Annotated in this window: 10 protein-coding genes; 5 read left to right on the forward strand and 5 right to left on the reverse strand. The window is 43.8% G+C overall.

The features are described 5' to 3' along the window. Positions 1-18: 18 nt before the first annotated feature. Positions 19-4,509, reverse strand: coding sequence for a PAS domain-containing protein (locus H6G14_RS17560; RefSeq protein WP_190568630.1), 4,491 nt, complete (start codon positions 4,507-4,509; stop codon positions 19-21). Between the two features lie 267 nt (positions 4,510-4,776). Continuing rightward, the gene (locus H6G14_RS17565) at positions 4,777-5,250 is read right to left on the reverse strand and encodes an NADAR family protein (RefSeq protein ID WP_190568631.1); all 474 of its coding nucleotides are present in this window, start codon (positions 5,248-5,250) and stop codon (positions 4,777-4,779) included. Positions 5,251-5,418: 168 nt separating this feature from the next. Between H6G14_RS17565 and H6G14_RS17570 the strand changes: the two genes are divergently transcribed. From H6G14_RS17570 to H6G14_RS17590, 5 genes are all read left to right on the forward strand, one after another. Next, complete coding sequence (locus tag H6G14_RS17570; RefSeq protein WP_190568632.1) at positions 5,419-5,907, forward strand: DUF2243 domain-containing protein; 489 nt, start codon at positions 5,419-5,421, stop codon at positions 5,905-5,907. Positions 5,908-5,945: 38 nt separating this feature from the next. Continuing rightward, on the forward strand, positions 5,946-6,551 hold the full coding sequence (locus H6G14_RS17575; RefSeq protein ID WP_190568633.1) for a DUF4129 domain-containing protein: 606 nt from the start codon (positions 5,946-5,948) through the stop codon (positions 6,549-6,551). Beyond that, entirely contained in the window at positions 6,548-7,633 is a 1,086-nt protein-coding gene (locus H6G14_RS17580; RefSeq protein WP_190568634.1) for a DUF4350 domain-containing protein, read from the forward strand. Before H6G14_RS17575 ends, H6G14_RS17580 begins: the two co-directional genes overlap by 4 nt. Positions 7,634-8,029: 396 nt before the next feature. Continuing rightward, the gene (locus tag H6G14_RS17585) at positions 8,030-8,980 is read left to right on the forward strand and encodes an AAA family ATPase (protein WP_190568635.1); all 951 of its coding nucleotides are present in this window, start codon (positions 8,030-8,032) and stop codon (positions 8,978-8,980) included. Between the two features lie 76 nt (positions 8,981-9,056). Next, complete coding sequence (locus tag H6G14_RS17590; RefSeq protein ID WP_190568636.1) at positions 9,057-10,367, forward strand: DUF58 domain-containing protein; 1,311 nt, start codon at positions 9,057-9,059, stop codon at positions 10,365-10,367. Positions 10,368-10,433: 66 nt separating this feature from the next. Here the strand turns inward: H6G14_RS17590 and H6G14_RS17595 are convergent, their stop codons facing one another. From H6G14_RS17595 to atpC, 3 genes are all read right to left on the reverse strand, one after another. Continuing rightward, positions 10,434-11,849 carry an energy transducer TonB gene (locus H6G14_RS17595; RefSeq protein ID WP_190568637.1) on the reverse strand — a complete coding sequence of 472 codons (1,416 nt, stop codon included), beginning with the start codon at positions 11,847-11,849 and terminating at the stop codon, positions 10,434-10,436. A 152-nt stretch (positions 11,850-12,001) separates the two neighbouring features. Continuing rightward, positions 12,002-12,781, reverse strand: a complete 780-nt coding sequence (locus tag H6G14_RS17600) for an MBL fold metallo-hydrolase (RefSeq protein WP_190568638.1) — start codon at positions 12,779-12,781, stop codon at positions 12,002-12,004. A gap of 96 nt (positions 12,782-12,877) precedes the next feature. Beyond that, on the reverse strand, positions 12,878-13,291 hold the full coding sequence (atpC, locus tag H6G14_RS17605) for an ATP synthase F1 subunit epsilon (protein WP_011319081.1): 414 nt from the start codon (positions 13,289-13,291) through the stop codon (positions 12,878-12,880). Positions 13,292-13,337 lie beyond the last annotated feature (46 nt).

Here is a 13,337-nt window from a genome sequence, read left to right on the forward strand (position 1 = left end):
TAAAACTGTTTGCCAAAGTCAATTTCTCTTAAGTGCCACCACAGCTTGAACTAACTCTTCTGGATCAAGGGGTTTGGTAACGTGCCGTTGAAAGCCACTGGTTATAGCTAGTTGGGAATCCTCAACTCTGGCATAAGCAGTCAAAGCGATCGCGGGAATCTTACCGCCTTTTTCAGGGGGTAAAGTTCGGATCTGTTGAATCAGGGAATAGCCATCGACTTCGGGCATCCCAATATCACTGACCAACACATCAGGTTGAAAGGACTCTATATTTGCTAAAACTTCTGCCGCAGAGCCAACAGTCTTGACTGTTGCTCCGTATTCAGCAAGCAACACTGTTAGTAACTCACGGGCATCGGCATCATCATCAACTGTGAGGACTCGAATACCAGTGAGTTCGAGTGCAAGTTTAGGCAATTCATCTGGCGGCTTGATTTGAGGTTCAACATTCAGCAATGGCAACTGGACTGTAAAGGTGGCTCCCAAGCCAACACCAGGACTATCAGCCGTAATAGTGCCGCCATGAGCTTCAACTAACTGCCGAACGATCGCTAACCCCAATCCTAACCCGCCATATTTGCGAGTAACGGAGACATCTTCTTGACGGAATGACTCAAAAATATGCGGGAGAAACTCAAGGTTAATACCTTTGCCTGTATCACTGACAGTAATCTGTGCTTGATTATCGAGTGACTGTAGTCGGATTTCTACCCGTCCTCCGTTAGGGGTAAACTTGATCGCGTTAGAAAGTAAATTCCAAACGATCTGTTGCAGGCGGTTAGAATCTCCAGAGACTTGCCCAATGTTCGGCAGCACCGGATGCAAGGTAATTGATTTAGCAACAGCCGCAGTTCTTACTGTGTCGAGCGCAGATTCAATCACAAATGCTAAATTGACCGGAGACGCATCTATGCTGAGTTTGCCGCGCAGAATCTTGGCGACATCCAGCAAGTCATCAATTAGTTGAGTTTGTAGTTTAGCGTTACGTTCAATGGTGGCTAAAGCTTCAGCCGTTTTGGTTTCACTCAATTTGCGGCTTTGCAGCAGTTTTGTCCAGCCGAGAATTGGGTTCAGAGGCGATCGCAATTCATGCGAAAGAACAGCCAGAAACTCATCTTTGATCCGATTGGCGCGTTCGGCTTCTGCTCTGGCTGCTTGTTCTAACTGGAATAGGCGATCGCGTTCTTGCTCTGCTTCCTGGCGCTCAGTAATGTCGGTGTTTGTGCCAAACCACCGCAATACTTTGCCCTGTGCATCGCGGATAGGAGTTGCTCGTGAGAGAAACCAAAAGTATTGTCCATCTTTTCTTCGCAAGGGAAAGGTGTCTTCCCATAACTCACCTGTTTCAAAACAGTGGCGAATATGATCAACAACTCGGTCAATATGATCGGGGTGTTGTACTTTTCGCCATCCCCACCCCTGCATTTCCTCTAAGATAGTGCCAGTATACTCAAACCAGCGTTGATTATACCAGAAAATAGAGCCGTTTTCGTCTGCCATCCACGCAAATTGCGACATATTATCTGCCAAGGTGCGGAAGCGTTCTTCACTTTGCCGTAACTCCTCCTCTACCTGTTTACGATCTGTGATATCTTGCACGTTGCCTAGCATTCGTACTGCATTGCCCGCAGCATCATAGAAAACCTTACCTCTAGCTGCTAACCAGCGAATACCGTCAGGATGCAAGATGCGGTAATCAGTTTCATAATACTCTTGCTGTTGCTGGATGGTAGAACTCACTATTTCATTAGCAGAGGTGCGATCGTCTGGGTGCAGGCGACTTAACCACTGTTCAAAGCTGACTTCCTCTGTGGTTGGGTCAAGCCCGAAGAGATTACAGTACTCTTCAGATACATGAGCGCTGTTGCGGCTAATGTCCCAATCCCATACTCCCGATCGCGTCGCTTTGTACGCCAGTTTCAACCGGGCTTCGCTCTCCTGCAATAGGAGTTCTGTTTTTTTGCGCTCGGTGATGTCTCGTGAAATCAATAAGATTCGTTCTATTTGCCCAGAAGCATCCAGAATCGGGCTAACAACCACGTCCCACCATTTGGGAGTGCCTTTTACAGTTGGGCAGTATCCACGAAAAATTCTGATTTCACCTGTTTTAGCAGCAGCGAGTGCCTCCTCTGCCTGTTGCCGATAGCTGCCTTCCCAGAAGCAGAGCCACTCAGTATTGAGATAGGAATTTAAGTCGTCAATTTCCATCAAGCAAAGCCCGCCTGTATTCATATACAGGAGCCGCCCATCGAGGTTTAATACCTTGATGCAGTCAGAACTACTATCTAAAATGCGGTTCTTAAATTCTTCACTCTGGCGCAGGGCTTCTTCTGTTTGTTGGCGAGTTGTGATATCTCGCCAAGTGGCAACAAATCCATCTCCAAATTTAGCTACGCGGATATCAAAGGCTTTAACTAAGCGTTGTTGCCCGTACTCATCTTCATAAATTAAACTGTCTTTAATCAGAGGTCGTCCTGTTTCTACTACCTGGCAATATTCATCAAACAATCCACTTTCCCGATGCCCTGGTAGTAATTTACACAATCCCTGCCCAATCTGCTCTTCATAAGTCATTTGATTGTTGACACAAGCCGCATGATTGACATATTCAGTCACAAAATCGACAATCTGCCCCTGCTCATTCCGCACAGTGCGATATACCCCAAAGCAGTCCAGCATATTTTCAACCGATGTGCGGAAGCGTTCTTCACTCTTTCGCAAAGCAAGCTCTGCCTGTTTGCGATCACTGATGTCTTCGGCAATCCCGGCAAACCGATAAATTTCTCCTGTTTCATCTCGCAGGGGAAAGCAGCGATCATGAACCCAGCGAATACTACCATCGGCTAAAATAATCCGATATTCTTCATCAAATTGACCTGGAACAGCTTTTTCCTGAAACGCTCTCTCTGTTGATTCTCGATCCTCTGGGTGGATGCGATCAACCCATGCTTGTTGTCCTTGATACAATTCCTGGGGGTTTAATCCCCACAAGCGCTCATAAGCAGGACTGACATAAGTGACTCGATTTTCCGACACTTCTCTAATCCAGAATACGGCATCAATATTTTCTGCGAGTTGGCGAAAACGTTCCTCACTCTCGCGCAGAGCTTCGGCTGACAGTTTGCGTTCGGTGATATCCATATCAATACCCGCCATCTGCATCGGTTGTCCGTGTTGGTCGTAAAATACCTTGCCCTGGCTTAATGCCCACCGAATCTTACCGTTGGGATATACTACCCGAAATTCAATGTCATAGTCTTCTCCGGTGGCGACAGCACGAGCGACTTCTGCCAGCAAGCGATCGCGATCTTCAGGGTGCAACCGTGCCACAAACATCTCTAAGGAGCCGTCAAACTCCCCTGGTTCAAGTCCAAAAAAGGCTTCCAAGTTATCCGACCAGGAAATTTTTCCCGTTTGGATGTTCCAGTTCCATGTTCCCATCTGAGAAGCTGATAGTGCTAATCGCAGTAATTCTTCGCTCTGGCGTAATTCTGCTTCTACTTGTCTGCGCTCGGTTAGTTCATTCTGTGCCTGCTGATAAAGTTCCGCTTGGCGAATTGCAATGCCAACTTGAATCGCTAATTCTTTGAGCAAGTCAATCTCTATAGGTTGCCACCTTCGAGGGGTTGCACAGTTATGAGCAATTAACAATCCCCAAAAGTGGTTATCGGTAATAATCGGCACCACTAGATTAGCTTTTACTTGAAACTGAGCCAACAATTCCATGTGGCAGGTATCGATAGTGCTATCCTGAATATCAAATATTGCCGTTACGTAACCCTGACGATAGCGTTGGATATAATTCTCGACAAAGGCGGGATCGTAGCTGACAGTTTCCAAGGGATTCCATGCCAGGTTGTTCTCTGCCAGACAGGGATCGTACATAGTGCGGGAGAGCAACGATCGCCATTCTGCTCCAACTGATTCTGCGATTACTGTGCCATCGCCATCAGGTTTTAACTGAAAAACCAAGACGTGATCGGTGTGCAGAAATTCTCGCACTTCAGTTACGGTTGTTTGCAGTATTTCATCCAGATTCAGCGATTGATAAATTTTCCGGGTAATATATAAGACTACGCGCTCTCGCTCAATTCTTTGTTGCAGTTGGGTATGTAGCTGGACTGTTTCAATTACTCCATTGACTGCTTTTTGCAGCCCTTCGGGGGTGATTTGCTCTTTGACAATATAATCTTGTGCGCCCGCTTTCATCGCCTTAACTGCGATCGCCTCATTGCCCTGCCCGGTGACGACAATTACAGGTAGGCAACGTTGTTGGGTCGAGGGTTGCAATTGTGCTAGAAAATCCAGTCCGTCCATGTCGGGCAGTCGATAATCAAGCAACAGAGCATCGGGCTGATGTTGCTGCCAACGTTCTAGCCCTTCTTGTGCCAAGTTTGCTTCTAGGATAGTGTAAGAATATTCGCTATCTCGCAGCAGATAACGCCGATAGAGTTCTCGATCTTCTGGGGAATCATCGACAATTAAGAGGGTACGCTGTTTCTGAGACATTGTGAATTAATTAATCAGGTAGATGTAACTAACCTGGATTCCGCAGGTTGGCATATAAAAATTGACAAAATCTTAAAACCCTCAAGATGCCAGAATCTTACCATATTTGATGAAATTTATTGGATCGCTCTTTACATCTACTTTGCTACAGATACTAGACAACGAGTTGAAACTCCTAAATTTCACATCCCTAATCAGTCTTTCAGCCTTAACTGAACCGTATTGGGGTATCTATGACTGATGAGAAAACTCTACAGCCTCTCATCTCTACTCTCTATAAACCACAGAAAGTACTTGTAGTTTACGTATTTCTTCACGCACACTCATGAGAATTTTACCGAGATGATTTTGTCCTGTTTTATCTGCTCCACAGCCCCAAAAATAGTCACAAGAAGAATTTTCTACCAAAACCTCATTACCTGTACTTAAGAGAACTTCTCTAATATCAGCATGAGTCAGAAATTTTTTCAGTACAGCTTCTCGCATAACTATAATTTTAACAAAATCCCAATCCGGGCGGAGTTGACGACTGCTACATCGTCCTAAAGCAGCAGCTTCTTCTGGCGTTCTGCTATCACGGATAGTGGGTATAATCGCCGCATCTACGCTGCCAACAAACTTTTGCGCTTGATAATAATGCTCTACTGTTGACCAGTATGTCCCCTGAATTTCTATGCTGTGGGGAGAAAAGTTAGAAAAACAGCCATAAGGCTGCCAAACCTTATAAAAGTAAATAGTCATTGAAAAATTGCTCTTTTTATACGTATATAAATCTCTATTCCTATAATGCCTGTAGATGTCAGCACGAAGTGAGCAGCTTGGGATTGAAAGCTATTATTTGCCTGGAGATAGAAGATATTTTCAGACAAAAATCATATTTTGGTGAAAACCCGGTCTGAGAGGTTGACAATGGAAGCGAATAGTGGTTTTTTTGGTAAGCGTTTACCACTAATTTCTGCGGGAATTTTTTTAGGTTTGGGATTAGGAGGCTTTGTAGATGGTATTCTCCTGCATCAAATCCTTCAGTGGCACCATATGTTAAGCAGCGTTCGACCCTTAAGCACCAACTCTAATATAGATGTGAACATGGTCTGGGATGGGTTGTTTCATGCTTTGGATTGGGTGTTGACTGTGATTGGGGTAGCATTGTTGTGGAGGGCTGGAGGACGTGATGATGTGGTGTGGTCATCACAAACGTTTGGCGGTTCTTTGCTTGTGGGTGCTGGGTTATTCAATGTAGTAGAAGGAATAGTTAATCACCAAATTCTCGGTATTCATCACGTAAAACCAGGGGTAAATCAGTTAGCTTGGGATTTAGGATTCTTGGTTTTGGGAGCGTTGCTTGTCTTGGTAGGGGGGATGATGCTACAAAGGGGCAACAGTGAAATTAGTGAGTAGTCAGTAGTCACATTCCTCAACTTTTTGTCCAGCTACTTATGTCCATCGATACTTTTGAAAAAAGCAGCTTGAATTGGCAGGTTTCTCAGTTCCAACAACAAGTAGGAGAATGGCTAGAATACCAGTCATACCGCTTTGAGCAAATATTACCAAATTTGAGTCCTGGCTGGAAACTTGCTCCCTGGGTGATTAATCTTTTGAGTGTTTTATCTTGGTCGTTACTAGTTTTATTCTTAATTGTAGTAATTTGGCGTTTATGGGTAGCATTTAGCCCTTATGTATTTTCATGGTTAAATAACAGGGGTTATGCTCAAAATGAGGCGAAAAGACCGACTCCAGATTTATCTGTGGCAAACTTGTTAGAGCGATCGCAAGTACTTTACCGTCAAAGTGATTATCGTGAGGCTTGTCGTTGTCTTTATTTAGCTATCTTGCAGCATTTGCACGACAGCAAAATCATTCTCCACAAACCTAGTCGTACTGATAGCGAATATCTGCAATTGCTACGTTTGTCTGCAACTCCCGTCCAACCTTATGAAACTGTGATTACTACTCACGAGCAATTATGTTTTGGCAATGCAGAGATTTTGCCAGAAAATTATGAACAGTGTCGGCAAGCCTATCGGGAGATTGTACAGCAATGAAACGCTCAAATCGAGTTGCTTGGCTGGGTGCGATCGCTTTAGTCGTGATGATTCTACTGAGTTTCATAGCTGCGCCAAATACACAAATTAATAGTGGCTCTACTTATAATCGCGCCGCCGATGGTTATGGTGCTTGGTATAGTTTTATGCAGAAGCAAGGAATTACTATCCAACGCTGGCAAAAACCTTTAAATAAACTCAACAATGAGAAACAACCCGCTACAGTCTTACGAGTATATGGTTATCTGAGACGGACAGAATTAGATAGTGATGAAGAAAAATGGCTGGAAAAAGGGAATAATTTGGTAATAGTGGGTGTGCATACACGGGTAAGTGCAGCCAACTTTCAGACTATGCAGCCGTCACCCGTGGGTGAAGTTAAGATTGATACTAGAAGACGTTTCCAAAAAGCTCAACAATCAGAAATTTTATTAGGCGATCGCTTCGGTGCTGTAGTGTGGGAAGAGAAGCGAGAAAAAGGTCAAGTAATTTTCGCTACCACTCCCTATTTAGCTGCCAACGCTTACCAAGATAATTTAAGTAATTTTCAATACTTAGCCACTTTAGTCAACCAGAAAAACAATACCTTATTTGTAGATGAGTACATTCACGGCTATAAAGATGCTGATGTTAAGGAACGTGAAGGACAAGGTGATTTAATCAGCTATTTTGCTCAAACCCCAATGATAGTGATACTGGTGCAAGCGGGTGTTTTATTATTGGTGCTGATTTGGGGAAAAAATCACCGTTTTGGTAAGCCCATAGCTTTGACTACACCAGTTATCGATAATAGCCAAGCCTATATTCAAGCTTTAGCGGGAGTGCTACACAAAGCTGAATCTAGTGAATTTGTTGTAGAAATGGTGGGTAAAGAAGAACAACTACAACTACAGAAAGCTTTGGGATTAGGCACAGTGTTACTAGAACCCCAAACTCTGGTGAATATTTGGGTAGAAAAAACAGGTAAGTCTCCCACAGAACTAGACGCAGTATTAAAACCACAGCAAAGAAAACGCCGTTTGAGTGAAAGCGAACTATTAAACTGGTTGGCAAAATGGCGTAGCTTGAGGGTTGGGAGTTAGAGAATCTCAAAAAATGAATTATCCCAAACTGATGTTTTGGTAAGTTATGTCAGTATGAATAATGTCTGAGTATAGTTAGTTTCTATCGGACTGACCCACCCTACTGACATGGCTACGCGAATGTAAGCAAGAATTTGGGGTTAGGTTCCGTCGGACTCACTTTAAGTTGAAATATGCAATACTTCTTTATGCTTGGCGGAAACAAATAATGTAGCCATTCTGAGTTTGATGAGGTAAATTAACCACAACATATTCATTAAAGAGTAGTAAGTACTAATTAAAAAACTTAATTTTTATTCTCTCCCTACTCTTTAATTTTGTAGCTTTAGCTTCCCGTAGGGTATTTTGAATTGATTCATCGTTCCCCGCCCCCTGCATTCTGCCACAAAAAAACTTATGAGTGAAACCTATCCTATCCTCATTCACCTGGGTGAAAAACTGAACCGCGTTATTGTTGGACAATCTCAGCTGATACAACAGTTACTAGTAGGACTATTATCGGGTGGACATATCATCTTAGAAGGAGTGCCAGGAACAGGTAAAACGCTGTTGGTGAAAGTTTTAGCACAGTTGATTCAAGCGGATTTTCATCGGGTGCAACTCACGCCGGATGTTTTACCATCAGACATTACAGGCACAAATATTTTTGATTTAAATAATCGCAATTTCACCCTGAAAAAAGGCCCTGTTTTTACAGAAGTTTTGCTTGCAGACGAAATTAACCGCACTCCACCAAAGACGCAAGCAGCGTTACTGGAAGCAATGGAAGAGATGCAGGTTACTCTCGATGGTGAAAGCTTACCTTTGCCGGATTTGTTTTGGGTAATTGCTACTCAAAACCCTTTGGAATTTGAGGGTACTTATCCTTTACCAGAAGCCCAATTAGATCGATTTTTATTCAAGTTAGTAGTAGATTACCCCGACCAAACGGCAGAAAAGCAAATGCTACTCAATCGTCAAGCGGGTTTTGCCGCACGACGTTCAGATATTAATAGTCTGCAACCAATAGCAACGGTAACTGATATTTTAGAGGCACGGCAGGCCGTCAAAGCAGTTAAGGTATCGGAATCCATCATTGATTATTTATTGGCGCTGGTGAGGACATCACGTCAATATCCTGATTTGGCTTTGGGTGCGTCACCGCGTGCGGCTGGTGCTTGGTTGCAAACTTCTCAAGCAGTAGCGTGGTTAGAGGGACGAGATTTTGTCACTCCAGATGATATCAAAGCAGTTGCATCACCTTTATTACGTCATCGCCTGATTCTTAAGCCAGAAGCAATGCTAGATGGTTTACAAATGGATGCGGTAATTGCGGCGGTAGTTAATCAAGTCGCTGTCCCAAGGTAATACCAATTCAAAATTCAAAATTCAAAATTCAAAATTCAAAATTCAAAATTCAAAATTAGGAATATGGATTCTGGGTATGGTTCCAGCTAAACGGGTTTATCTACTGCTACTTTTGGGACTGACGATCGCACCTATTTTATCATTGTTAATTGGTATTCCTGCCAGTATAGCGATCGCTCTATTATTTGATCTCACCGTCTTAGGATTGATGGTTATCGATAGTCGGCGGGTACGTTCTCTGCGGGTAGAAGTTCAGCGTCAATTACCAGCACGTTTATCTATCGGCCGTGATAATCCCGTAATATTGTCAATCACATCAGCAAAGACTGAGGCTGTAATTCAAATCCGCGATTATTACCCGACTGGATTTGGTGTGTCTACGCTAACGGTCAATACTACAATTCCTTCACAAGGAAAGGAAGAGATCAAATATACTGTCAAACCAACACAGCGCGGGGAATTTTCTTGGGGGAATATTCAGGTACGACAGTTAGCGCCTTGGGGTTTAGCTTGGGATGATTGGCAAATTCCCCAAAGTGTACAGGTGAAAGTTTACCCGGATTTGATCGGTTTGCGATCGCTCTCCATTCGTTTGACACTACAATCATCTGGTTCGATGCGCCAATCACGACAGTTAGGGATTGGGACAGATTTTGCCGAATTGCGGAACTATCGCACTGGTGACGATTTACGCTTGATTGATTGGAAAGCTACCGCCCGTCGTGTGGGAGCGCCTTTAGTGCGGGTGCTGGAACCAGAACAGGAGCAAACCTTAATTATATTATTGGATCGCGGTCGGTTGATGACTGCTAGAGTCAAAGGTTTACAACGATTTGACTGGGGATTAAATGCAGCTTTATCATTAGCTTTAGCCGGATTGCATCGTGGCGATCGTGTTGGTGTGGGTGTATTTGACCGTCTTATGCACACATGGCTACCACCAGAAAGGGGTCAACATCATTTAAGTAAGCTAATTGACCATCTGACACCAATTCAACCAGTATTATTAGAGTCCGATTATTTGGGTGCAGTAACAAATGTTGTCAAACAACAAACTCGTCGCGCGCTGGTAGTAGTAATTACTGATTTAGTTGATGTCACTGCTTCTACTGAACTCCTCGCCGCACTTACTCGACTGACACCACGCTATTTACCATTTTGCGTCACCTTACGAGATCCACAGGTAGACAATTTAGCACATACTTTTACGGAAGATGTCACCCAAACTTACAACCGTGCAGTTGCTTTAGATTTACTGGCGCAAAGACAAGTTGCTTTTGCTCAACTAAAACAAAAAGGTGTCTTAGTACTTGATGCGCCAGCCAATCAAATTACTGATCAGTTAGTTGATCGATATTTGCAACTCAAAGCCCGTAATCAACTTTAATCTTCAAAAAGTAATATCCCCATTACCCATCATTACCAAAATCCCTCTCCCCAAGAGATAAGAATTCTATTCCTGATTTGCAGGCGTAGTTGACGCTGGTGGTGCTGCGGGTGTGGACTGAGTGGATTGACGTAAATTCCGTAAAGTCGCTCTTAACTTGCTTTGACTAGCAGATGGAGCATTTTCTCTGCGCCGCCGTCTAGTAGGGGTTTGTGGTGCTGCTTGTGCAGAATTATTAGTTGTACGCTCCCGGCGGATACGACGCAAACTCTCTCTAGCCGTTCCTGTTCTTGTTGCTGATGTAGGCGTGTTAGAGCGTTCTGATGTAGATTCTCGTATGCGTCTGACTCTGGTTTCCCTGGAGGTTTGAGCAGGAGTATTAGCTTCAGTGGAAGTCACCAAACGTCTGCGTCTGCGAGTTCCTTCTGTAGAGTCAGTATTAGCTGCTGTTGTTTGTCGCTGTCTGGCTTCGGCTTCTCTACGTTTTTTTTGTTCTTGGAGTTGGCGGTGTCGTCGTGACCCTTGTAGGGCAAATTCAGTGGCGATCGCTACTCCCTGTCTACCACCCTCAGCCGGTTTTAATTTCCAATTACGTGCTTGTCTTAAAGTTTCTTCGTCTAATTCTCGATTACCGCTAGAACGAGCAACTCTAACATTAGTAACATTACCTTGAGCATCCGTATCAACAGCTACTTCTACTTTACCTTCTATTCCCCGCCGTCTAGCAGCTTCTGGATATCTGGCGTTACACTCGCGGCAAGCTGCACGACCATTTCCTGGTCTGTTGCTTTCACGGGGTTCTGTAGGAATTTTTCGTGGTGTTGGTGCTGTGGCGATCGCCGGACTAGTTACTGCGGGTGTACTATTACTTACTGGAGAACCTACTTGCCGAGATGTCGAACCTGTAGTTTCGCCAGTATTGCTGGTATTTGCTTGAGTTCCTCTAGAATCTCTAATTCCGCCTAATATTTCTCGGAGACGACTATTATTTTCTCCCGTCGGTTGTGATGTTGTCACAACTGTAGAGGTTGCAGGACTATTTGAGTTAGCAGTAATTACCTGTGGTTGAGCAGCCGGCTGTGGCTTCTCTGTGGCTACAGTTTTCTCTATCGGTTTTTGTACAACTGTAGGTTGGGAACGAACGGGGGTAATAACGGTTGTTTGTGGTTTGGGAGTAATAGCAACTTCACTACTAGCAACACTTCTTTGCGGCTCACTACGGTTAACTGGTAATGGTTCCGGTTTTTTTACTTCTGGAGTTTCTTCCGGGGGTTTTTCCTTTTCTTCTGTTATAGGATCAACGATCTCTATTTCTATCGGTTCTTCTTCAACTTGAGGAATTCGTGTCAGGAAGTTACCCAAGCCTGAAGCCAGCAAACCAATGTGTAGAGCCATTGAGCCAATAAAACTGTAAGTTAAAAAAGACTGGAGAGCCTTAACTTCTTTGGAACGTTGCTCGACATTATAGCCAGAAAATGTCATAGCTTATTGCTACCTATTCTCACCAACTTAGTCATATTAAGATGAGCCTTGATAAATATCAAGTCAAACAATTATTTTTTCCAGAGAATTATGGGGTTTAGGTGCTGGAGATTGGTTATTCTTGCCAATCTCCCATATTCCTTGTACTTGATTTAATTTGTTAAGGCGCGTTTTGCTAATTGTAATTCTAAGCGATCGCCTGGATTTGGTTCCAGCAGTTGTGTAAGTAAATTGTTGTTTTTAAATAGCAAACGCAAGTCTGCAATACTTCCCTCCGTTTTGAGGACTTTTGTCAATAATCCTTCAAAAATGACATCTCCTCCGGCGGCGGTAGGAAGCATAACTTGCGGTTCTAACCACTGTGCTACTTCCAATGCGCTTTTATATCCTTTAATAATTGGCCCCAACAGAGGTAAAGCTATGTCAACTGTCGGCGTAATTACGACATCCACCGGTGCAAACTGTTTCAACTGTGGAGAATGATAGCCATGAGGTTCGTAGTAAAGTGTTAAACCAGTTGCTAATTCTTTCAGTAAATAACTATTTTCCACCACAGTCGGGCCGATTGGCGAACCAGGAAAAGCTCTAATTTCGATTTGATTATTAAAAGTAAAACATTCACCATGAGCCAAGGTTGTGACAGAAGTATAACCCAAGGCTTGCACTACTTTTGCCGCGTTAGGAGAAGCCACCACTGGAATATTATGGTTTAGTTGCTTCAGGGTGGGTGGATGTGCGTGATCTTCTAAACCTTGGGATAGCAGAATGAGATCAATATTTTCTGGTATGGTGCGCTCTTGAGGACGATATCCTTTGAACAGCCAATCTAAATTCCCAAAACTTAGCGCATCAACCAACCACGGGTCTATAAGTATTCGCTGATTGTTGAGTTCTAGCAACCAACTATTGCTGTCTAACCAAGTTAAATACATAGCCAAAGCAAGATAACGCCTAATATCATTGTGACCTAGACACAAAAAAATAAGGATGAGCGAATTGCCCACCCTAAAGAATTTTGCTTGTATTTTTTATACCAAGCCGCCAGCAGCTTGAAAACGAGCGCGAGCGCGTTTAAAGGCTTGATTAGCTTGAATTTGGGCTTGACGATCACCTGCGGGTACTTGATTCAGCTTTGTTTGGGCTTGGCTGTAAGCAGTACGTGCTTCTTCTAGGTTAATCGTGTCGCCGCGTTCACCACCATTAACGAGAATGGTGACTTCATCTTCTTCAACTTCGGCAAAGCCACCCAACAGGGCGATCGCTTGCCAATTTTGGCTCTTGCTGGTGCGTACTCGTAGCACGCCTGTATCTAGTGCGGTTAAAAGTGGTGCGTGTCCACTCAGGATACCTAGCTGACCGGTAGTGCTGGGTAAAATCACTTCATCAGCTTCCGCATCCCACACTGTTTTATCTGGGGAAATTACACGGACAGTTAGGGTCATAAGTTGTTAATTGTCAAGGGTCAACAGTCTATAGTCCATAGTCAAC

The sequence above is a fragment of the Nostoc parmelioides FACHB-3921 genome (assembly GCF_014696625.1).
Classification (GTDB): Bacteria; Cyanobacteriota; Cyanobacteriia; order Cyanobacteriales; family Nostocaceae; genus Trichormus; species Trichormus parmelioides.

Bases quoted from the DNA above. Each gene is read 5' to 3' on its own strand.
- H6G14_RS17560 (WP_190568630.1), bottom strand. From the start codon at position 4,509: ATGTCTCAGAAACAGCGTACCCTCTTAATTGTCGATGATTCCCCAGAA.
- H6G14_RS17565 (WP_190568631.1), bottom strand. From the start codon at position 5,250: ATGACTATTTACTTTTATAAGGTTTGGCAGCCTTATGGCTGTTTTTCT.
- H6G14_RS17570 (WP_190568632.1), top strand. From the start codon at position 5,419: ATGGAAGCGAATAGTGGTTTTTTTGGTAAGCGTTTACCACTAATTTCT.
- H6G14_RS17575 (WP_190568633.1), top strand. From the start codon at position 5,946: ATGTCCATCGATACTTTTGAAAAAAGCAGCTTGAATTGGCAGGTTTCT.
- H6G14_RS17580 (WP_190568634.1), top strand. From the start codon at position 6,548: ATGAAACGCTCAAATCGAGTTGCTTGGCTGGGTGCGATCGCTTTAGTC.
- H6G14_RS17585 (WP_190568635.1), top strand. From the start codon at position 8,030: ATGAGTGAAACCTATCCTATCCTCATTCACCTGGGTGAAAAACTGAAC.
- H6G14_RS17590 (WP_190568636.1), top strand. From the start codon at position 9,057: ATGGTTCCAGCTAAACGGGTTTATCTACTGCTACTTTTGGGACTGACG.
- H6G14_RS17595 (WP_190568637.1), bottom strand. From the start codon at position 11,849: ATGACATTTTCTGGCTATAATGTCGAGCAACGTTCCAAAGAAGTTAAG.
- H6G14_RS17600 (WP_190568638.1), bottom strand. From the start codon at position 12,781: ATGTATTTAACTTGGTTAGACAGCAATAGTTGGTTGCTAGAACTCAAC.
- atpC (WP_011319081.1), bottom strand. From the start codon at position 13,291: ATGACCCTAACTGTCCGTGTAATTTCCCCAGATAAAACAGTGTGGGAT.